General features: G+C 75.1%; 17 protein-coding genes. 10 read left to right on the top strand and 7 right to left on the bottom strand.

Annotation, left to right across the window (positions count from 1 at the left end; all coding sequences use genetic code 11):
- Positions 1-188 precede the first annotated feature (188 nt).
- Positions 189-839, top strand: a complete 651-nt coding sequence (locus AGRA3207_RS05460; protein ID WP_231333453.1) for an NERD domain-containing protein — start codon at positions 189-191, stop codon at positions 837-839.
- Positions 840-967: 128 nt separating this feature from the next.
- Here the strand turns inward: AGRA3207_RS05460 and AGRA3207_RS05465 are convergent, their stop codons facing one another.
- Complete coding sequence (locus AGRA3207_RS05465; protein ID WP_231336240.1) at positions 968-1,372, bottom strand: hypothetical protein; 405 nt, start codon at positions 1,370-1,372, stop codon at positions 968-970.
- A 112-nt stretch (positions 1,373-1,484) separates the two neighbouring features.
- Positions 1,485-1,850: a hypothetical protein gene (locus AGRA3207_RS05470; protein ID WP_231333454.1), complete on the bottom strand. Its 366-nt coding sequence runs from the start codon at positions 1,848-1,850 to the stop codon at positions 1,485-1,487.
- A 103-nt stretch (positions 1,851-1,953) separates the two neighbouring features.
- On the opposite strand from AGRA3207_RS05470, the gene AGRA3207_RS05475 reads away from it, so the two are divergent.
- Positions 1,954-2,685, top strand: a complete 732-nt coding sequence (locus tag AGRA3207_RS05475; protein WP_231333455.1) for a histidine phosphatase family protein — start codon at positions 1,954-1,956, stop codon at positions 2,683-2,685.
- Between the two features lie 10 nt (positions 2,686-2,695).
- On the opposite strand, the gene AGRA3207_RS05480 is transcribed toward AGRA3207_RS05475, so the two are convergent.
- A complete protein-coding gene (locus AGRA3207_RS05480) occupies positions 2,696-4,261 on the bottom strand; it encodes a GAF domain-containing protein (protein ID WP_231333456.1) in 1,566 nt (521 codons plus the stop codon).
- A gap of 541 nt (positions 4,262-4,802) precedes the next feature.
- Here AGRA3207_RS05480 and AGRA3207_RS05485 point away from each other — a divergent pair.
- From AGRA3207_RS05485 to AGRA3207_RS05495, 3 genes are all read left to right on the top strand, one after another.
- Positions 4,803-5,396 carry a hypothetical protein gene (locus AGRA3207_RS05485; protein ID WP_231333457.1) on the top strand — a complete coding sequence of 198 codons (594 nt, stop codon included), beginning with the start codon at positions 4,803-4,805 and terminating at the stop codon, positions 5,394-5,396.
- A gap of 99 nt (positions 5,397-5,495) precedes the next feature.
- Complete coding sequence (locus tag AGRA3207_RS05490; protein WP_231333458.1) at positions 5,496-6,233, top strand: SDR family NAD(P)-dependent oxidoreductase; 738 nt, start codon at positions 5,496-5,498, stop codon at positions 6,231-6,233.
- Positions 6,220-7,278, top strand: a complete 1,059-nt coding sequence (locus AGRA3207_RS05495) for a threonine aldolase family protein (protein ID WP_231333459.1) — start codon at positions 6,220-6,222, stop codon at positions 7,276-7,278. The genes AGRA3207_RS05490 and AGRA3207_RS05495 overlap by 14 nt, the downstream gene beginning before the upstream one ends.
- Before the next feature lie 109 nt (positions 7,279-7,387).
- Here AGRA3207_RS05495 and cqsA read toward each other — a convergent pair whose 3' ends face one another.
- A complete protein-coding gene (gene cqsA / locus AGRA3207_RS05505; RefSeq protein ID WP_231333460.1) occupies positions 7,388-8,554 on the bottom strand; it encodes an alpha-hydroxyketone-type quorum-sensing autoinducer synthase in 1,167 nt (388 codons plus the stop codon).
- A gap of 177 nt (positions 8,555-8,731) precedes the next feature.
- Here cqsA and AGRA3207_RS05510 point away from each other — a divergent pair, with 177 nt between their 5' ends.
- From AGRA3207_RS05510 to AGRA3207_RS05520, 3 genes are all read left to right on the top strand, one after another.
- Positions 8,732-9,325 (top strand): TIGR03086 family metal-binding protein, encoded by a 594-nt coding sequence (locus tag AGRA3207_RS05510; RefSeq protein WP_231333461.1) that lies wholly within the window; start codon positions 8,732-8,734, stop codon positions 9,323-9,325.
- A gap of 123 nt (positions 9,326-9,448) precedes the next feature.
- A complete protein-coding gene (locus tag AGRA3207_RS05515; protein WP_231333462.1) occupies positions 9,449-10,486 on the top strand; it encodes a lysylphosphatidylglycerol synthase transmembrane domain-containing protein in 1,038 nt (345 codons plus the stop codon).
- Positions 10,487-10,580: 94 nt separating this feature from the next.
- Positions 10,581-11,177, top strand: coding sequence for a hypothetical protein (locus AGRA3207_RS05520; protein WP_231333463.1), 597 nt, complete (start codon positions 10,581-10,583; stop codon positions 11,175-11,177).
- 10 nt (positions 11,178-11,187) lie between these two features.
- Here the strand turns inward: AGRA3207_RS05520 and AGRA3207_RS05525 are convergent, their stop codons facing one another.
- Positions 11,188-12,003: an SGNH/GDSL hydrolase family protein gene (locus AGRA3207_RS05525; RefSeq protein ID WP_231333464.1), complete on the bottom strand. Its 816-nt coding sequence runs from the start codon at positions 12,001-12,003 to the stop codon at positions 11,188-11,190.
- A 351-nt stretch (positions 12,004-12,354) separates the two neighbouring features.
- On the opposite strand from AGRA3207_RS05525, the gene AGRA3207_RS05530 reads away from it, so the two are divergent.
- Positions 12,355-12,864, top strand: a complete 510-nt coding sequence (locus AGRA3207_RS05530; RefSeq protein ID WP_231333465.1) for an NUDIX domain-containing protein — start codon at positions 12,355-12,357, stop codon at positions 12,862-12,864.
- Between the two features lie 46 nt (positions 12,865-12,910).
- Here AGRA3207_RS05530 and AGRA3207_RS05535 read toward each other — a convergent pair whose 3' ends face one another.
- Both AGRA3207_RS05535 and AGRA3207_RS05540 read right to left on the bottom strand, forming a co-directional pair.
- Positions 12,911-14,941, bottom strand: coding sequence for an MBL fold metallo-hydrolase (locus AGRA3207_RS05535; RefSeq protein WP_231333466.1), 2,031 nt, complete (start codon positions 14,939-14,941; stop codon positions 12,911-12,913).
- Complete coding sequence (locus AGRA3207_RS05540; protein WP_231333467.1) at positions 14,938-21,033, bottom strand: hypothetical protein; 6,096 nt, start codon at positions 21,031-21,033, stop codon at positions 14,938-14,940. The genes AGRA3207_RS05535 and AGRA3207_RS05540 overlap by 4 nt, the downstream gene beginning before the upstream one ends.
- A 223-nt stretch (positions 21,034-21,256) precedes the next feature.
- Here AGRA3207_RS05540 and AGRA3207_RS05545 point away from each other — a divergent pair, with 223 nt between their 5' ends.
- Positions 21,257-21,652 (top strand): nucleotide pyrophosphohydrolase, encoded by a 396-nt coding sequence (locus AGRA3207_RS05545; RefSeq protein WP_231333468.1) that lies wholly within the window; start codon positions 21,257-21,259, stop codon positions 21,650-21,652.
- Positions 21,653-21,737 lie beyond the last annotated feature (85 nt).

The raw sequence follows: 21,737 nt of genomic DNA on the forward strand, positions 1-21,737 counted from the left end.
ACAAAGCCTCGGGTATCCCCATAATGAGGTCGTCATCGCAGGGTGCCGGGAGGTTCGGGATGATCGGCAGCTCCATCTACCTCAGGGATAGGGCGGCGTTCACGGGGGGCTCGCCGCAGGCGGTTTACGAGGAACTCTGGCAGAAGGACCGAAAAGGGCGATTGCGGACCCGCGCAATTCTGGCGTTGGTGGCGCTCGGACTGTGCGGGGCGCTGGTCAACGCCGTTTTCGGAATCGTGGCCGGACTGCTGGTCGCGGGCGCCGACACCCTGGTGCATTGGCGGATTTACCAGGCGTCGAGCGTGTGGCGGCGCGGGCTGCGCGGCGAGGACCGGATGAACCGGCTGCTGCGCCTCACCCTGGAACGCCGCGGCCACCGCACGCTGATCGCGCGGATGGTGCCCGGCCACGGGCCCGCCGACCAGCTCGTCATCGGACCCGGCGGCGTGTGGCTGGTGCACAACGAGGCATGGCAGCCCGACTTCGAGCTCTCCCACCACGGCGGGCGCCTGTTCATCGAGGGCCGCACGCAGTCCAAGCTCGTCGGCGGCCTGACCGCGCGGGCCGAGGCCGCCGCGCGGCTGATCTCCGAGCGGGCGGGGACGCCGGTGAAGGTGACCCCGGTGCTGGCCGTCCACGGCGGGCGGATGCCGCGCCGGACGCCCTTCCAGGCGGACGGCATCACGTTCGCGCGCCCGCTGAGGCTGGTGCGCTGGATGCGCCGCAACCCCACCGCCGACTACACCGCCGACCAGGTCGAGGAGATCACGCGCGCCGCCGTCCACGCGCTGCCGATCGGCGGGCGCGTCATGCCGGCCGCCGTCCCGACGGCGCAGTGATGGCCCGCACCGACCGTCCGGCTCCCGGGCGCCGCACCGGCGCCGGAACGGACCGCCGCACGGACGCAGGACGCCGCGTCGACGACGCGCCCGCGCACGTGTGGCCCCAGCACCTGTGGCCGGAGGGCTCACCCGCCGCCCACAGGGCGCCCACCGCCCGTACGGGGACCGCCACCCGTGCGGGCGGTGCGGCGCAGCCACACAAGTCCCACCACCGGCAGGACGAGGGGCACGAATCCATAGCCCCGCCCGAAGCCGGACCACACCGTCTCGTCCGGGAACGCCGACGCGTCGACGACGCTCAGCGTGCCCACGACCAGCACGCCGGCCAGTTCCACCGTGCACGCTGCGACGGCGACGCGGAACGAGGCGCGTCCGCCGCGGGCCAGCGCGGCCGTCGCCAGGACGTAGACGACCGCGGCGAGCGCCGACAGCGTGTAGGCGACCGGCGCGTCGGAGAACCGCGTGGCGATCTGCACGCCGGCCCGCGCCCCCGCGGCCAGCGCGAAGATCGCGTAGACGGCGACCAGCAGCCGCCCGGGCCCGGTGCCCGTGGCGGCGCGGGCCCCCGCGGTGCCCGTGCGGGGGTCGGTGCCGGCGCGGGCACCGGCGTCCGCACGGGCTCCGGGCCCGACCTCCTCGGGCTCAGGCACCGGTGCCGTCCCAGATCTGCTGCATCCTGACGATCATCACCGCGACGGCCAGGCAGGCGACGACGATCACACCCGGCCCGTAGCGGGAGCGCTCCAGCAGGCCCCACCCGGCGCCCGCGACGGGGATGAGCAGCACGCCCAGCAGGTAGCCGACGAACGTGGCCGTGGCGCCGGGCCCCCCGTCGCCGCCGAGCTTGACGAAGCCGACCACGGCCTGCGCCACCAGCAACGCCTCCAGGACCCCGAGCACCACCAGGTGCGGGACGCCCATCGCCCGGTCGCGCAGCGCCGACACCAGGGCGTGGGCGGCGGCCAGCAGCGCCACCACGATGATCACGGTGGCCAGGACGTCCGTCACGGGAGAAAAGAGTACTACGCCCTGTAGAGGACGCCGCGCGGGCGTCCTCCGGCGCTCCCGGGCCCCTCCGTCCGGGCGCCGGGGGACGGCGGGACGTGGCAGCATGGCGTGGGTGAACGCCCTCCAATGGCTCAACCTGACCCGGCACGGTGAGAGCACCGGCAACGTCGCGAACGGGACCGCGCTGGAGTCCGGCGCCGAGGAGACCGGCGTCCGTGAACGCGACGCCGACGTCCCGCTGTCGGAGAAGGGCCGCGCGCAGGCGGCGGCGCTCGGGCACCGGCTCGCCGCCCTCCCCGAGGACGAGCGCCCCACCATGGTCGTCGCGTCCCCTTACCTGCGCGCCCTCGACACCGCGCGGATCGCCCTCGCCCAGACCTCCTACGCCGCGCCGCGGGACCCCGGCGGGCTGGTCCCGCGGGTCGACGAGCGGCTCCGCGACCGCGAGCAGGGCGTCCTGGAAGGGCTCACCCCCGCCGGGGTCCGGAGCCGGTTCCCCGCGGAGGCCGAGCGGCTGCGGCGGCTCGGCAAGTTCTACTACCGCCCGCCCGGCGGCGAGTCGTGGACGGACGTGGCGCTGCGCCTGCGCGGCTTCTACCGCGACCTGGAGGCGGCGGCGCCGGGCGGCCGGGTGCTGGTCGTGGCGCACGACGCGATCGTGGTGCTGACCCGCTACCTGGTGGAGGGGCTGTCGGAGCGGGAGGTCCTGGACATCGAGCGGGCACCGGTCGGCAACGCCTCGCTGAGCCGCTGGCGCCACGACGGCGGCGGGCTGGTCGCCGTCTGCTACAACGACGTCTCGCACCTGACCTCCGCGGGATCGCCCGCGGGCTGACCCCCGGCCGTCAGTCGCCGCTGAGCAGGCGCGCCCGGCGGGAGGCGACGGTGGGCAGCCGCGGGTCCCCCGGCGGCAGCACGGACCGGAGCCGCTCCAGCGCCTCCAGGTCGGCGCGGCCCGGCTCGGTCTGGGCGTAGGTCCACAGCGCGTCGGCGCCGCCGCGGTCCAGCGCGAGCCCGCGGATCCGCACCGCCAGCTCGTCGCGCTCGGCGCGGACGGCGGGCGCGTCGGAGCGGGGCAGCAGCTCTCCCCCGTACAGCCGCACGGCCGCGGCGACGTCCCCCTCGTCCAGCAGCCGCCGGACGGTGAGGAAATCGGCGTCCACCGCGCAGGCGAGCCGGTAGGGCTTGGCGCGGACCAGGCCGCCGAGCTGCCCGCGCAGCCGGTGGATCTCGGCGCGGACGGTGCCGGGGCTGCCCCCGTCCCCGTACAGGTGCGCCGACAGCCGGTCGCCGTTCAGGCCCTCCGGGTGCAGCGCCAGCAGCGCGAGGATCTCGGCGTGCCGCGGCGTGAGCGGCAGGTGCACGCCGTCCAGCCGCGCGGACGGGCGGTCCGTGCCGAGCAGCGACAGCGACAGCAGCGGCCCCCCGCCCGCGGCCCGCGCGGAGGCCGGTGCCCCGGCGGCGGACCCGGCGCGGCGCGCGGACGGCATCCGCAGCAGGAACACCTCGCCGAGCGGCTCGGCGACCGCGGCGCGGCCGTCGGGCAGCGTCAGGACGCCCCCCGGGACGGGGACGCCGAGGCGCCGCCCGCGCCACCCGTCCGGCCCGGCGGCCAGGACGCGGCCGGTGGCGGTCACCAGCAGCCCGCCGCCGCGCAGCCCCCGCAGCCGCGGCAGGAACCGCTCGCGGAGCCGCTCGTCCCGCCGCCGCATGTCGACCTCCAGGCGGGCCTCGGCGAGCCGCGCCACCGCGGCGACGAGCGCGAGCGTCGCGGGATGCAGCGCGTCGGCGACGGCGCTGACGTCGACGCAGCCGATCACCTGCCCGGAGTCGGGATCGGTGATCGGGGCGCCGGCGCATGACCAGCGGTGCAGGACGTGCGCGACGTGCTCGGCGGCGTACACGTACTCGGGGCGGCCGGTGGCCAGCGCGGTGCCGATGCCGTTGGTGCCGACCGTCCCCTCCGACCAGCAGAACCCCTCGGTCAGCCCGACCACGTCGGCGGCGCGGCGGGCGGCGGGCGGGCCCTGCGTCCACAGCGCGTGGCCCGCCGCGTCGGCGATCACCATCAGGTGGTCCGACGCGTCGGCGACGCCGCGCAGCAGGTCGCGCAGCAGCGGCAGGTGGGGGTCCAGCGGGTGCGCGGCACGCACGTCGGCGAGGCGGTCGCGGTCGAACACCAGCGGCGCCGCCGGCATCCCGGCGTCCACCCCGGCCTCCCGGGACCGCCGCCACGACTCGGCGATGGGAGCGCGCGGGACGGGGCTCGCGTCGGACCGGCCGCCCCCGTCCCGAGATCCGCCGGGACCCGCGGCGTGCGCCGCCTCGTGGGCGAGGGCGAGCCCGCGCGCCAGGTCCCCGGGCTCGCGGCACGCGTGCGGTGCCGGCGCGGCCTGATCGTGCACCACCATCAGCCCTTTCCCGGACGGAGAACCCTCGGCCCGTCCGAGGATCGGCCCAGGACACCGGGCCGCGCAACCGGTTCCCGCGAACCCGACCCGCCCGCAACCGGACACCATCGGTAATGGAATGGTCGCAACGTGTATGCAACGTGGCCGCGCCTACCGTACCTCCACGCCGGAAGGCAGCGGACCATCCTGTGGGCTCCGCCGCCCCGCGCGCCTCCGGGGGGAATGCGCGCGGGGCGGGCGGGGCGGGCCGCTGCCGCCGCCTCCGGCACCAGGGGGAGGAAGAGCATGCTGTGCCTGACCTGTCAGCGCGTCCGCCCGGCCCTGAGCCGGACCGACTACACCGCCGACCGCGCCCGGCTCATCGTCCTGCGGGGACTGTGCACCTGCGGTGCCCTGCCCGCCCGCCCATCGCGGGCGCGGTATCCGGACGGTGTCCGAAAACACGCCGTTTCTCGCACCGACACGCACCGTACATGAACCGTTTCATGCCAGTTCGCCTAAAGTGAGGGGACATCCGACACCCACCCCTGGGGGGAGCACCATGACCATGATCCCGGGTCTCGTCCGCCGTGCCGCAGCCGAGGCGGAGCAGCGGCTGCGCACGGGCGTCCGCGAGGGCTCGCGCCTGCTCGCGAGACTGGGCCGGGACCTGGAACGGTCGGCGGAACTGGAGCGTCTCCTCCCGTCGTACGCGGAGCGTATACGCACCCTGGAGGCGTCGGTGCGCTCGCGCGACGAGGAGCTGGCCGCGCTGCGCGCCGAGGTGGAGTCGCTCGTCGCCCAGCTCAACGAGCGGCTGCTGCCCCGCCTCGACGAGCGGATGGACGACACCGAGCGCGACCTGGCCGCCGTCGCCACCAGCCTCATCCGCACGGGCCGCGACACCGCCGGGAACCGCGCCCGCCTCGACGCCGCCGAGCGGCGCATCGGCGACCTGCGCACCAAGCTCGCCCAGACCGAGCAGCGCGCCGGGCTCTGGCGCGACCTGCAGGCGACCATGGCCAGGCTCGGCGACGACGTCGACGCCCTCCGCGTCCGCGCCGGCGCCCGCACGGCCGACACGCCCGCTCCCGCCCCCGTCCCCGAGCCGTCCCCGCCGCACCCCGCCGAGCACGTCACCGACCGTCCCGCCTGACACCCGCCTGCCACACGCACCTGCCACACCGATACCACCGGCCCCGGGCCGCCCGGCCCGGGGTCCCGCGCGCCGCGGTGATCCGCGAGAATGGGCCGCATGACGGAATCTGCGGGCGGCGAAGGCGGGACCGGACGGGTCGTCGTGGTGACCGGCGCGAACGGCGCAGCCGGGCAGGCGGTGACGCGGCGCCTCGCGGCGGGCGGCACGCACGTCGTCGCCGCGGGCCGCCGCCCCCTCGACTGGGGCGACGACCGCGTCTCCCCCGCCGTGGTGGACCTGCTGGACGCCGCCGCCACCCGCGCGTGGGCCGCCGGCGTCGCCGAGCGGCACGGCCGCGTCGACGGGCTCGTCCACCTGGTGGGCGGCTGGCGCGGCGGCACCCCCTTCGAGGACACCGACCTGGACGACTGGACGTTCCTGCACGACCAGCTCGTCCGGACGCTGCAGCACGCGACGCTCGCCTTCCACCGGCACCTGCGCGCCGCGCCACGCGGACGGTTCGCGATCGTCTCGCAGCACGCCGCCCGCCACCCCAAGCAGAACGCCGCCGCGTACGCCACCGCGAAGGCCGCGTCCGAGGCGTGGACGCTCGCGATGGCCGACTCCTTCGCCGCCGACCCGCCCCCGGCCCCCGGGGGCGGCGCGGACGGGGACGCCGGCCCCGCCGCCGTCATCCTGGTGGTCGAGGCGCTGCTCACCGACGAGATGCGCGAGAAGCGCCCCGACGCCGACTTCAGCCGCCTCACCCACGTCGACGACCTGGCGGACGCCGTCGCGGGCCTCTGGATCCGGCCCGCCGCCGAGCTGAACGGGACACGGCGTGAGCTCTCCTGAGCCGCCCGGCGGGCCCGCGGCGCGCGGCTTCGCCAGCGACAACCAGGCGTCCGTCCACCCCGACGTCCTCGCGGCACTGGCCGCGGTGAACGACGGCCACCAGCCCGCCTACGGCGCCGACACCGTCACCGCGCGGCTCGGCGACGTCGTCCGGCGCCACTTCGGCGAGCGCGCCGAGGTGTTCCCGGTGTTCAACGGGACGGGCGCGAACGTCGTCTCGCTGCAGGCGATGTCGGAACGGTGGAGCGCGGTGCTCTGCCCCGACTCCGCGCACATCAACACCGACGAGTGCGGCGCCGCGGAGAAGGTCGCCGGCCTGAAGCTGATCCCCGTCCCCACGCCCGACGGCAAGATGACCCCCGCCCTCCTCGACCGGTACGCGACGGGGTTCGGCAACGTGCAGCGCGCCCAGCCCTCGGCGGTGTCGATCACCCAGAGCACCGAGCTGGGCACCGTCTACACCCCGGAGGAGATCACGGCGGTCGCGGCCGCGGCGCACGGGCGGGGCATGCTCGTCCACATGGACGGCGCCCGGATCGCCAACGCGGCGGCGGCGCTCGACCTGCCGATGCGCGCCTTCACCGCCGACGCCGGGGTGGACGTGCTGTCGTTCGGCGGCACCAAGAACGGGCTGCTGCTGGGCGAGGCGATCGTCGTCCTGAACCCGGACGCGGTGCGGGGCATGGCGTTCCTGCGCAAGACCGGCATGCAACTGGCGTCGAAGATGCGCTACCTGTCGGCCCAGCTCGTCGCGCTCCTGGACGGCGACCTGTGGCTGCGCAACGCCCGGCACGCCAACGCGATGGCGCGCCGCCTGGCGGACGCGGCGCGCGGCCTGCCGGGGGTCGAGATCGTCCGCCCCGTCGAGGCGAACGCGGTGTTCGCCGTCATGCCGGAGGACGCGGCGGAGCGTCTGCGCAAGCGGTTCGCGTTCTACACCTGGGACGAGCGGACCGGAGAGGTCCGCTGGGTGTGCTCCTTCGACCTCACCGAGGACGACGTGGACGCCTTCGCCGCCGCCCTCGCCGCGGAACTCTCCGCCTGACCGCCCGTCCTCCCCGCCGAACCTGCCCCGCCCGTCCTGCCCGCCCGTCCTGCCCGCCCGTCCTGCCCGCCCGTCCTGCCCGCCCGTCCCGGCGGACGCGCCCCCGGTCTCAGGCCCGGTGCGGGGAGGCGGGCATCTGCACCTTGTCACACAGTTCGCGACAGGCCACCAGGATGCGTTCCACGTCGTCGTCGCTCAGGCCCGCGTGCATGGACAGGCGGACCAGCGTGCGGCGCAGCGACGTGGCGGGCGGGAACAGCGCGGCGCTGAAGATGTCGCGGCCCGCCAGCGCGTCGCGGAGCAGCATCGCGTCGGCCTCCGAGGCGGCGTGCAGGGCGATGATCTGCGTGTCGCCCTCGCCCAGGTCGTAGCCGAGCGCGGTCAGCCCCCGGCGCAGGCGGCCGGTGACCTTGCGCAGCCGCTCCCGCCGCCAGCCCTCCTCCCGGACGACCTCCAGCGCCGCCGCGAGCCCGGCGATGTCGTGCGGCAGCAGCGTCGTGCTGAAGACCGACGGGAACGCCGTGTGCTTGAAGTACTCCGCGAAGTCCGCGCGGTTGCAGGTGATCAGGCCGGCCCGCCCGGGCAGCGCCTTGGCCAGGCTGGCGGTGCGGAAGTCGACCCGCGCCGCGAGGCCGAGCGCGGAGACCAGCCCCTCGCCGCGCTCGCCGTGCGTGCCGAGCGAGTGCGACTCGTCGACCACCAGCAGGCAGCCGTGCTCGCGCGCCACCTCGACCAGGCCGCGCAGCGGGCAGACCGAGCCGTCGGTGCTGTAGACGGCGTCGGCGACGATCACGCCGGAGCCGCCGACCTCGATGCGGCGCCGCAGGTGCCCGAGGTCGTTGTGGCGGAAGTAGGCGATCTCGGCCCCCGCCGCCCGCGCGCCCTCCCACAGCGACATGTGCGCCAGGACGTCCAGGTAGACCGGGACGTCGGGGCCCGCGACGACCTGCAGCAGCCCGGTGTTGGCCGCCCACCCGGACGGGCACAGCACCCCGGCGCCGGCGTCCATGTGCCGCGCGAAGGCGCTGCCCAGCCGGATCTGCGGATGGTCGTCGGGCAGGCACGGGCCGGGCAGCGGCGCCGCCCCCTCCGCCGCGCGCAGGCTCGCGATCATCGCGCCGCTGATCTCCGGATGCTCGGCGATGGCGAGATAGTCGCTGCACGTCAGCACGATCGCCCTGGTCCCCGGCGCCTTGGCGGGGCGTGCGCGGCGCCTGCCCACGGCGCCGCGGAAGTCCTGGATGCGCTCGCCCAATCGCTGGTGGGCGCTGGTCATGGTCGTCTCACTCCCCCATCGGGCGATGGTCACCGAACGTAGTTCTTCCTAATCATAGTGTGAAAAGAATCAATGACGGTGCCCAAAACGACGCCTGCTCCGAGAAAACTTCACGAGTGGAACGTATCGTTCCGTTCTGCTATAGTGGAGACACCGCAACGCACCGAGGGAGAGACGATGATGGACGCGACCACGTCAGGCTGGAACGTTCTCGACACCGCGCACGAGGCCCTGCGCACCGCCGTCCGGGAGGTCCCCGCCGGAGCCTGGACATGGCCCACGCCCTGCACCGAATGGGACGTCACCCAGGTCGTCCAGCACGCGGCCGGCGACCAGCTGGCCTTCGCCGCCGCCATCACCGGCGGGCCCGGCCCCGGCTTCGACCCCTTCGCGCCGTCCGGGACCATCGACGGCGACCCGGGCGCGTTCCTGGAGCCGATGCTGGCCGCGTGCGCCGCCGCCTGGGCCACCGTCGACAAGGACGCCGGGACCGTGCCCGTCCCCGTCCCCCCGAACGCCCTCCCCCCGCGCGTCGGGGCCGGCGCCGCCGCGCTCGACGCCGCCGTCCACGCCTGGGACATCGCCATGGCCACCGGACGGCCGTCGCCGCTCACCGGCGACCTCGCCCGCGAGCTGCTCACCGTCGCCAAGGAGATCGTCGAGCCGCTGCGCCAGTACGGCGCCTACGCCGACGCGATCGAAGGGGACGGCGACGACGACGTCGCCGCGCTCCTGCACTACCTCGGCCGCGACCCCCGCTGGACCGCCTGACTCCCCCCGGCGGGCCCGCACGGGCGGGTCCGCCGGCGCCCGCCACCAACCCCCCATGGCACGTTCCGCTGCCGGGCAGCCCCCGGTCGCATACGCTTCAGACAAAAGGCCGACTAATAGGGTGTGGAGACGATCACCGCCGGCGCTGGACACGCGGCGCCCGCCAGGCTCCCCGACGACGGCGGCGACGCCGCGGCGATCACCGGAAGACCCCCGCCGTCCCCGCGGACCCGCTGGGCCGTCGCGGGCCTGCTCCTGACAGGGCTCGCCACCGTCGCGATCCTGGTCTTCGGGCCCGGCCCGCTCGGCCCGGCCGCGACCGTGGTCCGGCACATGCGGTGGGGGTTCCTGCCCGTGCTCGTCCTGCTGTCCCTGCTGCACTACGTCTTCGCCGCGGTCGCGCTGCGCGGCGCGGCGGGCCGCGCGCTGCCGCTGTACGAGACGACGCTCACGCAGTTCACCGCCGCGGCCGCCAACCGGATCACACCGGGCGGCCTCGGCGCCGTCGCCGTCAACACCCGCTACCTCGTCTGCCGCGGCCTCCCGCTCCCCCGCGCCGCGGTCGCCGTGGCCGTGCTGCAGGTCGCCGGGCTGCCCGCCGACCTGCTGCTGATGGCCGCCGTCCTCGGCACCGGCGGCGGGGACGACCGCATGCTCGACGCCCTCGGCAGCCACGCCGCGCAGGCCGCCGGACTCGTCCGTCCCGTCCCGCTGCTCGTCGTCGCCGGGGTGCTGGTCCCCGCGGCCGTGCTGATGGGCCGCCGCGCCGCCCGCTCCGCCGCGGTGGGACGCGCGGTCGGCGGCCTCGCCGACCTGTGCCGCCGGCCCCGCGACCTCGCGGTCACCCTCGGCGCGTCCGCGACGACCACCCTCGTCCTCGGGCTGGCGTTCTCGCTCAGCGTCCTCGCCGTGCCGGGCACCACCACCGGGCCCGGGGACGTCCTCGCGCTGCTGGCCGCCTACCTGGTCGGGGCCGCGGCGAGCTCGGCGGTCCCGTCCCCGGGCGGCGTCGGCTCCACCGAGGCGGCCCTCGTCGCCGCGCTCGCCGCCCTCGGCATCGCGGCGGGGCCCGCCCTGCAGGCCGTCCTGCTGTTCCGCGCGATCACGTTCTGGGCGCCGGTGCCGGTGGGCCTGTTCGCTTATCGGACACTCCGCCGGTGACCTTTACGTAGTAAGACAGATCCCCCGCCCGGGGGAGGCGGTTCCCCCTCCGGGGCGATCAGCCGGCGCCACGCCCCGTGCGATCGTCAAGGACATGACGACCCTCGCGACCGCGCGGATGGGCGCGGCCTGGAAGTCCGCCCACGCCCCCGCCGCCGGTGTCCCCCGCTGGGCGCGGGTGGCCGCCTGCGCCATCCCGTTCCTCGCCCTGCCGTCCGGCCTGTGGCGGATCGCCGGGATCACCCTGCACCTGCCGATCATCGCGGGCGGGGACGACCTCCAGGACGGCGGGAGCCTCCCGGGCTGGCTGCCCATCGAGATCTACGTGGTGCTCCTGTCGGTCCTGTCGGAGGGCCTCGCCTTCACCGCCGTCGGGCTGGTGTCGGGATGGGGCGAGGTGTTCCCGCGCTGGGTCCCCTTCCTGCGCGGACGGCGCGTGCCGCCCCTCGGCGCCGTCATCCCCGCCGCCCTGGGCGCCGCGGCCCTGACGCTGCTGTGGACGGTCGCCGCCGTCACCATCCCCCTGGGGAGGACCCTCCAGGGACGCCCGGCCGAGGGCGACGGCCCCATGGACCTCCACACCTGGGAGGGCGTGCTGGCCTTCTCCGCCTACGCGCCGCTCGTGCTGTGGGGCCCGCTGCTGGCCGCCGTCACGGTCGCGTACTGGCGCCGGCGGAGCGGCCGGGCCTGACGTCCCCGGCTCAGGTCTGCGCGTGCACCGGCACCTTGGCGGAGCCGCTGAGCGCGGGCAGATAGCCGCCCCGGTGCCCCTTCGCCGTGGGGTGGTAGGACGACTCGAACGGGACGGTCACCGAGTTGAGCCAGTCCTCGCCGGAGCACAGCTCGTGCCCGGAGAACTCGTCGCGCACGTCCGACCAGGTGAAGCCGGCGCGCCCCACCGCCGAGGCGATGGCCGAGTCGAGGGCGTCGGCGGCGCCGTTCAGCGCGGTGCGCTTGGTGTTGCTGAGCCCCACGCACACATCGACGATCTTGTAGAGCCGCGGGTACCCGAGCACCACGACCTGCGCGGACGGCGCCTTGGACCGGATCTTCGTGTACACCGAGTCGAGTTTGCCCGGCAACGTGTTCTTCATATAGGTCTTGGCCTTGTTCACCGCGGTCACGCACGCCGAGTCCGACTGCAGTACGCAGGTCAGCATGACGTCGGAGAAGCCCGCGTCGTTCCCGCCGACCGAGATGCTCACCAGCGTCGTGGACGAGCCCAGCGCGCCGAGCTGGCCGTCGGCGACCGTGGTGGTCGTCGCGCCGGAGCAGGCGACGAACTTGAACGAACCCGTCGCGTGGGCCGCCGCCCACAGCTTCGGATAGGCGTTGGCGCTGCGGTTGCACGCGCCGCTCGCGGGGTCGTAGTCCCCCGCGCCGGTCCCGGACGAGTACGAGTCGCCGAGGGCGACGTAGTTCGTCGTGGCCGCCGAGGCGGTCCCGGGCCAGGTGAGGGAACCGGCGGCGAAGGCGGCCGCGCCGAAGGTGAGCAGGCAGGGGCGGGGGAGGCGCATCGGGACTCCGGGACGGGAACGGGGAACGGGAAAAGATCCACCCCTTTATACCCCGCGCGCCTTTCCGGGAAGCGCACGTTCTGATCAACAATCTTTGTCAGATTTCGCCCTTGCCGCACTCAATCCTCCGGAACCGTAACTTCCGCCACTCAAGAATTCACTACGACTTCGACAAAGCACGCTGTCCCCTAGAAACGCCACATTTACCTCCCGCCCTCGTGAGAGCACCCGTCCACGCAGGTCATCGCCACGGCGGGCGCGGGACGGCCCGCGTACCGCCGGAAGCCGCGACAATGGACCCGCATCGGCCCCGCCGCGAAGATCACATAACGGGAACAGGTAGACGCCCACGTGAAAGCACAGATCCGCCCACCGGGGGGAAGGTCCGCCGATCATCGCGGCACGCTGCTCCCCCGCCTGCTCGCACGCCTGTGGAAGCGCCTGGGCGGGCGCGCGCAATGGCGGCTCGCCCGCCTGCGGCACGACACGTTCCTGGTGTACGCCGCCGGAATCGTCCGCGACGACCACGGCCGGATCCTGCTGCTCCGGCACAGGCTGTGGCCCGCCTACCGCGCCTGGGGCTTGCCCGGCGGCTACATCGAGGCCGGTGAGAGGCCGGAGGACGCGGTGATCCGCGAGATCCGGGAGGAGACGTCCCTGACGGCCGAGGTCGCGGGGCCGCCCGTCCACCTCGCGGGCGGCTACCGCTACCGCGTCGAGGTCTACTACGACGCCCGCGTGGCGGGCGGCCGCCTCCACCTCGACACCGCGGAGATCCTGGAGGCCCGCTGGTGCCCCCTCGACGCCCTCCCCGCCGAAATGTCCCCCCGGCTCCGCGAGCTGATCGCCCGCCTCACCTGACGGCGTGGCAGATCGCCCCGGTGATGCGCGCCGGGTGCCGACTCACCTAACCGGCGCGCCAAGGGACGGTGGCGACGGGGTTGTGCCCGCGGACGCGAAGCGTGTCCCGGAACCTCTCCTGCCGCTTCGGCAGGCCGTGGACGAGCATGACCTCCCGCGCGGCGACCTCGTCGGCGATGTCGAGGAGCTCGCGGCGGTCGGCGTGGGCGGACAGCCGCATCATCTCCACCCGCGCCCGGACCGGGACGGTGACGTCGCGGCCGTTCGCGGGCAGGACGAAGCCGCCGCGCCGGTCCGCCAGGTCGAGCAGCGCACGGCCGGGCGCCTCCTCGTCCTGGTATCCGGAGACGAACACGGCGCTGCCCGGCTCGGGGAGGATCCGCCGGGCCCACTGGACGGCGGGCCCGCCGTTCAGCATCCCGGAGGTGGAGATGACGACCCCGGTCCGGAACGTGTCCAGCTCGGCGGGCCGGTCCGCCACCGCGGTGCCGCCCCCGAAGATCCGCAGCCCGCGGTCCAGGCCCTCGAACACCGCGGCCAGGTCGACGGCCATGCCGTCGAGGCGGACCGGGACCTCCGGCAGGTGCCGCCGCATGATCAGGGCGATCTCCTGGGCCCGTCCGAGCGCGAACGCGGGGATCAGCACGCGCCCGCCGCCCCGGTGGACCTCCTCGACGGCGCGCACGAGCGCGCCCACACCGATCTCCCTGTCGTCGTGCTCCTCGCCGCAGCACGTCGACTCCATGACGAGCAGGTCCGCGGAGCGCGCGGACTCGGAGAGGGCGTAGCCGCCGACGGTCTCCTGCCGGAAGCCGGAGATGTCGCCGGTGACGACCACGCGGCGGTCCCCGGCGCGGATCACCACGCCCGCGGCGCCCAGAATGTGCCCCGCCGGGAAGAGCTCGATGTTCAGCTCGCCGATCCGGCGGGTCACGCCGTACGCGAGCTCCTCGCAGTTCTGCGCGGCCTCCTCGACGTCCCGGGACCCGTAGAGCGCGGCCGTGTCCGTCCCCCAGCGCGCGTGACCGCGCTCGGCGGCGGCCATCACCTTGACGCTGTCGGCCCACATCATCGGCATGAGCGCCACGGTCTCCGGTGTGGCGAGGACCCGCAGGTACCGGCGCTCCGCGACGAGCCTGGGGACGTAGCCGCAGTGGTCGTTGTGGGCGTGGGTGACGACCACCGCGTCCACACGGCCGTCGAGCGCCCGCTCGATGTCGCGGGGCGGCCGGGCGCGCTCGCCGGGGCGCAGGCCCGCGTCGACGAGGATCCGGGTCCCGCCCGCCTCCACGAGCAGGCACGATCCGCCGATGTGGTCGTGCCCGCCGAGCGGGACGACGCGCAGGCCGAGGTCGGCCGTGACGGCGGGCGGGGGCGCGGCGGGCTCCACCATGTCCCGCAGGAACACCAGGACCTCCTCCGGGGAACGGCGGGTCGCCCGGGCGGCGGCGACCAGATGGCCGTTGTGCCGGGCGTCCTCGGAGCGGGCGGGGGCCTGGGGATCCCGGGCCTCGGCGCCGCCGGCGGGCGCGGACCCGCCCTGCTCCAGGACGTGGAGCAGGGCGGCGGCCAGGCCGCGCGGGTCGGCGGAGCGCCGCTGCTCGATCGCCAGCAGCTGCGTCATGGCGGCGACCCGGCCCTCCTTCTCGGCGAGCGCCTCGCGGGCCTCCGCGAGGCGCTCGGCGTTGTCCCGCGCGTCCTTCCTGGCGTAGGCGAGCCGCCCTTCGGACGTCCTGAGCCGCTTCCGGAGCGCCTCGATCTTGCGGGCGTCGCGTTCGGCGGCCCGGTCCCGGACCGGCCTGGTCCAGGCCAGGCCGGCCCGGACGACCCCGGCGTCGGGATGCAGCAGGACCGCCGCCAGGGCGCGGGCCCGGTCGTCGGCGCCCGACGCGGCCAGGTGCCCGGCCGCGTGGCGGCGCAGCACCGGGAACCGCTCCAGCGCCGACAGCAGCATCGGCGTCCGCTCCTCGACCAGCCGGTCCGGGTCGGGCGGCAGCGCCGCGGCCCCGGGGCGGGCGAGCACCGCGACGGCGACGGCGCGCAGGACCGCGGCGAGCGCCTCCGCGTCGGCGGTCACCGGCCCTCCGCCCGGCGGGTCGCCTCCGCGAGGACGGGCTCGCAGGCCAGCCTCCCGCCGGCGGGCACGAGGACCCCGAGCACGCGCAGCGCCTCGACGAGGTCGCGCGGCCCGGCGTAGCCGCAGGCGTGCAGGGCGTCGAGCGCCAGCTCCGGCGTCGTCTCCTCGCCGTGCGCGGCCAGGAGCGCGGCGAGGTCCTCGGGGGTCTCGGGCTCGTCGTGCGCCACCAGCACCCGCCACGCGGCGGCCAGCCGTTCCTCACCGCGCACCCCGGCGTCGCCGAGCATCCTCTCGGGCCTGCTCCAGACCTGCTCCAGGCACCGGCCCAGCGCCTGGTCGCGGTCGCCGCCGTGCCGCGTGAGCGAGGTGACCACCCGCCCGACCAGCGTCGGCCAGCCCCCGGTGCGCGCCACCAGTTCCCTCTGCCCGGCGTCGTCGGGGAAGCCGAGCGCGTCCTCCCACATCCACTGCCGGATCGCCGGCAGGTCGTAGCGCCGCAGCCCGACCAGCTCGATCCCCTCCCGGGTCTCGATCCGCACCCACGCGGGGGCCAGCATCGGCCCCGCGACCAGGACGATCGACAGCCCTCGGCCCGGATGGGTCGCGACGCCCTTCTCCGCTTCGATGAGCCTCCTCTCGAAGGTGCCGGTGTCGTGCCCGCTGAGCAGGTCCAGGATGATCACGCTGTGGCCCCGGTTCGCGGCGGCCCCGCGCAGCGCGCTGTCCAGGGACAGCTCGCCCGCCCGGACGAGCCACACCCTGAGGTCCGGCTGGGTCGTCTCCTCGTTCTTCAGCGAGGCGGCCACACGCTCGGCGTGCATGGCCAGCGACCCGACCACGACGTGGATGGGCGGCCGCGCCCGCAGGAGCCGCGCGAGCTGGCCGATGCTGAGCGGCGACCGTTCGGGCCCGGAGTGGAAGGGCATGCGGTAGGAGTGGGCGTCGAACTGGTCCGGGGGCTCGAAGTCCTCGGTGTTCTGCAGTACGTTCTCGACCTCGCGCACCCCGCCCAGGAGGTTCAGGATGTGCGGGGTCCGCAGGCGGTACCGGTCGGTGTCGACGCCGAGCACGCCGAGGTTGACGCATTCGTCGAGCAGGCCGCGGAAGCCGTCGCTCGTGCAGTCCCTGAAGCCGTCCGGCCACCAGTCACCGCATTCGGCCCGGAGCTCGTCGACGCTGAGGGTCGCGGCGGCGCCCTCGGCGAGGGCGTGCAAGGCCACCGTGTAGGCGATGACCTTGTAGCGCTTGTCCAGGTTCAGCGTCCATTCGAAGCGGTCGCGGAAGCCCCGGGCCAGCTTCTTGTCGCGCCAGACGCCGTTCACGTCCTCGCGGGTGATCTGGTACGGCAGGTGGCGCGCCGTCGCGGAGGTGTCCCGCAGCCGCGCGAGGAGTTTCTCAGCGAACAGCTGGACGAGGGCCGGGGCGTTGTTGGCCTCGGCGATGACCCGCGCCGCCAGGGTCTCCGGGAAGAGGAAGCCGAGCGTCGCGAGGGGCCGGACGAGCAGGTCGAACGCGTCCTGCGGATCGAGCGGGCCAACCGCGATCGGGGTGCCGAGGTGGGCCAGCGGCTGGTTCGGCAGGCTCAGGAACCGGGCCGTCTGGTGCAGCCCGGCCCAGACGACCTTGACGCGGCGGTCGGTCGCGGACATCAGGTCGCGCAGCGCGGTGACGCTCTCGAACCGTCCCTGGTCGGCGTCCTGGTTGAGGAAACGGTCCGCCTCGTCCAGGAGGATCAGCAGCTGGCGGTGCGGATCGGCCGCCGTCCACTCGCGGACCGCCTCGATGACCTGGCCGCGGCGCATCAGCCCCGGGCGGACCACCCCGGCCTTCGCCAGCCGGTCGGCGAGCCTCGGCCACAGCGAGTTCGACGGGACCTTCCCCACCGTCTGGATGTTCTCCAGGATGACGGTGCGGTGCGGGTCGGTGTCGCGGATGCCGCGCTCGGCCTTGCGCAGCAGCGCCGACTTGCCGAGCTGCCGCCCCCCGTAGACGAACGAGGAGCCGTTGCGGTCGGTGACCTCGCGGACCTGGGCGTCGCGTCCGTAGAACATCTCGTCGGGGACGTCGCCGGCGGGCGTGTACGGGTTGGTGGCGGTGAACGGCGCCATCACCGCGACGGTCGCGGTCCAGTTCTCGGGATGGCACGCCAGGTAGCCGATCGCGGCGTCGTCGAGGACGCCGGCGACGGGCGCCGGGCGGCCCCGGGCGGCCAGGGCGAGCTGCGCGCGGTCGTCGGCGGACAGGACGCCGAAGTAGCACACGAGCACGGTCTGGCTCTCGGGCTGCCCCTTGAGGAGCTCGACGAGCTGCCGCGGCGCCGGGCGCCGCCAGACCAGCAGGAGCCGCAGCCTGTCCCCCGACGGGCTCATCCGGGTCCCGAACGCGGGGAGCAGCGCCCCGTCCGAGCCGACATGGTGGACGCGGTCGAGGTCGATCCAGAGCCGGTCGGGCGCGGTGTCGGCCGCGCTCTGCTCCCCCTCCAGGCCGATCATCTTGAGTATCGCGGTGATGGACGACCGGAGGTTACCGGCGCTCTTGTGGCCCTGCCCGCAGGCCCGCCAGTGCCGGAGCCCCTCGCTGGCCACCTGCCTGCTGGCGTTGCGCAGGCCGGGGATGCTGACACCGGCGCCGGCCAGCACGGTCTCCAGGTCCCGGTCGCCGACGTCACGTCCGACGGCCAGCGCGGACTTCAGCTCCGAGATGTACTCGCTGGTCTCCTGCCTGCGGGCGCGGCTGCCGGAGCGGCGCGCGAGCCGGGCGAAGACCTCGGGGAAGGCGGGGTAGAACCGGCCGAAGTCGTTCTCGGCGGGTTTGTCGGGAAGCTGGTTGCCCGCCTTCAGCTGTGCCAGGAACTCCCGGGCGGTGGTCAGGTCGCCGTCGTCGACGTGCTTCCCGATGCGCTCCAGGTCCGCGGGGTCGAGGGCGGGCGCCTGCTCCGCGAGCCGGGCCCGCTCGCGCCCGATGGCGGTCCGCCGCTGCTCGGCCAGGGTCGCCATCAGGCCGTCCAGCTCGCCGCCGATCCGGTCGAAGTCGTGCCGGTGCGCGGTCAGCGGGCGGAGCGTCTCCTCGGTGCCGCGGACCTGGTCCTCGGTGAGCAGGCCGTCGCGGAGGGACCGCGCGATCAGGTCGCGGGCCTCCTCGACGCGCCGGTCGCGCACCTCCCGGGCGGACCGGACGAGGTCGTCCCGCCGTGCCTGGAGCCGGTCCACGGCGCCGGGGTCGGCGGCCTGGAGGACGGTGAGGACGGCGCCCGTGCCCTCATGGTCCATCCGGGCGGCCCGCGCCTCGAACGCCGCCTCCCAGTCCGGTGCCCCGGCGAGCGCGACGGCCCCGAGCGCCTCGACGGGCGGCGTGGCCCGCGGCTCCCACGTGCGCGGGTCGAGAGGCACCTCCCCGGCCAGGAGCAGGTCCCGGTTGAGCACATGCGCGACGCGCGGCTCCTGGTCGGGGAGCGGCGCGCCGTCCACCAGCCCGAACGCGCCGGTGAGCAGGACGCGGGCCGCCTCCACGGCGGCCGGGAGCGGCTGGTCGGCGTCCGCGGCCAGTTCCTCCAGCGCGCGGTCGACCCGCGCACGCCGGCCGGCGACGGTCTCCCGGAGCTGCCCGAGCGGCACGGCGCGCCAGTCGCGGGCGCCGTGCCCGCCCTCCCCCGTCTCCTTCACGGCTGCGGCCCACCGCGCCACGGTGTCCAGGGCGGACCCGATCTTGGTCTGGAGCTGGGCCCGCGCCCCCGCGATGATCTCCTTGCCCTTCTTGCCGCGGCCGATGATCGCGGCGTCGGTGTCGTCGATCAGCTTGTCGATCCCGACGCCGCTTCTGAGCCGGACGGCCTCGGCGGCGGCCTCGTCCGCCCCGGCCGGATCGTCGCACGCGGCCAGTTCGAGGAGCACCCGGATCCGGCCGCCCTTCTCCACCAGCGTCTTCCACACCTCGGTGGCGCGCTGATACTTGATCTTGCGGAAGGGCTCCTCCTCGATCAGCCGGGCCGCCTCCCGGACGACCGCGCGGCGCGCCTCGTCCGAGCCCGCGGCGCCGCGGATCCAGCTGCCCATCCCCGGGCTCAGGTAGACGCCGCCCCGGGCCGCCTGGGTGAACGCCTCGCCGCACTCCTGAAGGACGCGATGGCCCGAGACGACGACGTCCAGGCCCTCCACCAGCCGCGTCGACTCGGGCGTCGGGTGGATCAGCCCGGCCCGGATCGCGGCGGCCCACGCGAGCACGCCGCCGGCCGGATCACCGGCGAGGGACTTGGCGTCCAGGCCGCCCGCCGCCTCGGCGAACTCCGCCGACAGCGGCCCGGCGAACACCGACATCTCCGCCGCCAGCGCGGCGCACCGGCGGGCGCCCACCTCGGCCGCGGGCCGTCCCGCCGCCTCCCTCAGCCACGCGGCCAGCCCGAACCGCCCGGCCCGCAGGGCGGCGACCTCCGCCTCCGGCAGCCCGTCCGGCAGGCGCTCCGCCGCGTCGTCCGGCCGCCCGGCGCTCACGGCCTGGTCCGGATCGACGAGGATCACCGGCAAGGACACCGCCCTGACGGGCGCCGGCGGGTCGGTGGGCACCTGTGGTTCGGGCGGCTGCCGCGGTTCCACAGGCGCCGGCGGTTCCGGCTCGGCATGGGGCGGCCGCCCGGCGTCCGGCTCCTCGCGGGCCGGACCGGGACCGTCGCCGGGGACGGCCTGGGCGAGGAACGCGTCGAGTCCGGCGAGTTCCTCCTCGTCGTCGGCCGGCGTTTCCGGCTCGGCGACGTCTCCGCCCGGCGGACCGGCGTACTCTGGTTCCTCCGGGCTGTCATCCAGGCCGGGAGCCGGGACGGGATCGGAGCCGCCCGGATCTCCGGCCTCGTCGCCGGGATCGTCGTCCCGGTCCGCCTCGCCCTCGTCAGGGGCGCCGGCGGGTTCCGCGATCGTCACCCGGCTCATCAGCGCGAGGTCGACGAGCCTCCGGAACCGGCCGGGCAATTCCCTGCGCGCCTTCTCCGCGACCTCAAGCGCACGGGAATCCTCCTCCAGGGCCACGACCTCGATCAGCTCCGCCAACGCGGCCAGTCCCTCGCCGCCACCGGCGCCCACGAGGTCGCGCATCTCGGCGAGCAGGCCCGCCACGGACTCCGGCCCGTCGACCCGGCGGAGCAGCCGGATGCGCGATTCCTGCTTCGCGCTGTCCAGGGCCTCTTGCGCCATCTTCGCCAGGGCGGGCAGCTCCGCATCCCCGGATCCCGGGAACACGTCCTCGGCCTGCTCCCGGGCCCGCTCCAGTTCCCCGATCACGTCGCCGACGAGGGGCAGCTCGCCCTCGCCCGGCCGCTGCCCGGCCCGGAGACAGGCGGCGATGCGGTCGGCCGCCTCCGCCCCGTCGGTCAGGCGTCCGTCGAGGCGGCAGAGCCGCGCCGCCAGTTCGTCCAGGGCGGGACGACCGGAGTCCGGTGTCACGTGCCCCCTCCTCTCGTCCGGAGCGGGCGGCGTCCGCGCCAGCTCCTGTAAGTGCCGGAGATCGATGGTCTGTTCGGGAAGCCGGGGGTTCTCCTTCTGGAACACCGCCCAGGCGGCCTCCGCGCCGGGGGCGTGCCCGGCGGGTTCCGCCGCCAGGAGCCCGAGCGCCACGGGGGCGAGCGGCCGGTCGTCCTCGACCACGCGGACCAGTGACCAGCGCAGGATCGACTCGGGCGCGTCCCAGCCGAGCGCCTGCCGGAGGAGCGGCGCGCGGCCCAGGGCCTCCGGCGCTGTGGAGGCGGTGAGCAGCCTCGCGCAGTCGTCCGCGTCGAGAAGGTCGAGATTGCCGAAACCCCAGAAATAAAAAGCGCCGACCATGAGGCGGAGCCGGTCGCGGCGCCCGGATTCACCGGACTGCAGGGTGCGCAGAAGCAGTTTGAGAGAGTGCGGCGAGATCCTCTTGGAGTCCCCAAGGCGGACCACTCTCAGCATCCTGCGGGTAAGACCGGGCGGTACCGAGCGCGTGAACTCCCTCATGTCCTCGACGGTGATCGCCGCGACCGTGGCCTCGTCCAGTTCGGCCAGGTCGGGGACCCTGTCCCGGAGGGAGGCGAACGGCGCCGGTTCGTCGGGTGACCGCTTGCGACGAGGGCCGTGGCCCATGGCAACCCCGTTCTTGGACGTCGTCGGCCCACGCTTGCGCAAAAGGGAGGTGTGGGCAGGATCGTATCGCCATGTATCGCGTTAAATCATCGATATCAGAAAATCGCGTTGATCGAATTCAATTCTGATCTTCAGGGCCTCGCGGCGGCGAACGCAATCGCCCGCCGCGCGCCTTCCGGCGGCCGGTCCCCGCACGACGCCCCCCGGCGTCTAGCCTGGCGGGATGCATGACGACGGGAGGCTCGCCGAGCGGCTGCGGGAGTTCGCGGCGGAGCGGGACTGGGAGCGGTTCCACACGCCGAAGAACCTCGCGATGGCGCTGGCCGGCGAGGCCGGTGAGCTGCTCGCCGAGTTCCAGTGGCTCACGCCCGAGGAGTCCGCGGCGGTGATGGCGGACGCCGAGGCCGCCGGGCGGATACGGGCCGAGCTCGGCGACGTCGTCATCTACCTCACCCGGCTCGCCGACGTCCTCGGCGTCGACCTGGCCGACGCCGCGCACGCGAAGCTGGACGAGAGCGGGCGCCGCTACGACGCCGAGACCTACCGCGGCTCGGCCCGCAAGGCGCCTCCCCTGAACCCCGGAGAACCGCCGGAGATCGGCTATAGCCTCTCCCGGTAGGAACATGCGGCCCGACGGGCTTCCGCCTTCCCGCCTGAGCGCGGACCGAGGACACGCCCCCATACCGCACGAACATCTCGTGCTG

Source organism: Actinomadura graeca, from assembly GCF_019175365.1.
In the GTDB taxonomy this organism is placed as follows: Bacteria; Actinomycetota; Actinomycetes; order Streptosporangiales; family Streptosporangiaceae; genus Spirillospora; species Spirillospora graeca.

Coding starts and splice junctions, on each gene's coding strand:
- AGRA3207_RS05475 (WP_231333455.1), top strand. CDS start 1,954: ATGGCGTGGGTGAACGCCCTCCAATGGCTCAACCTGACCCGGCACGGT.
- AGRA3207_RS05480 (WP_231333456.1), bottom strand. CDS start 4,261: ATGGTGGTGCACGATCAGGCCGCGCCGGCACCGCACGCGTGCCGCGAG.
- AGRA3207_RS05485 (WP_231333457.1), top strand. CDS start 4,803: ATGACCATGATCCCGGGTCTCGTCCGCCGTGCCGCAGCCGAGGCGGAG.
- AGRA3207_RS05490 (WP_231333458.1), top strand. CDS start 5,496: ATGACGGAATCTGCGGGCGGCGAAGGCGGGACCGGACGGGTCGTCGTG.
- cqsA (WP_231333460.1), bottom strand. CDS start 8,554: ATGACCAGCGCCCACCAGCGATTGGGCGAGCGCATCCAGGACTTCCGC.
- AGRA3207_RS05510 (WP_231333461.1), top strand. CDS start 8,732: ATGATGGACGCGACCACGTCAGGCTGGAACGTTCTCGACACCGCGCAC.
- AGRA3207_RS05520 (WP_231333463.1), top strand. CDS start 10,581: ATGACGACCCTCGCGACCGCGCGGATGGGCGCGGCCTGGAAGTCCGCC.
- AGRA3207_RS05525 (WP_231333464.1), bottom strand. CDS start 12,003: ATGCGCCTCCCCCGCCCCTGCCTGCTCACCTTCGGCGCGGCCGCCTTC.
- AGRA3207_RS05540 (WP_231333467.1), bottom strand. CDS start 21,033: ATGGGCCACGGCCCTCGTCGCAAGCGGTCACCCGACGAACCGGCGCCG.
- AGRA3207_RS05545 (WP_231333468.1), top strand. CDS start 21,257: ATGCATGACGACGGGAGGCTCGCCGAGCGGCTGCGGGAGTTCGCGGCG.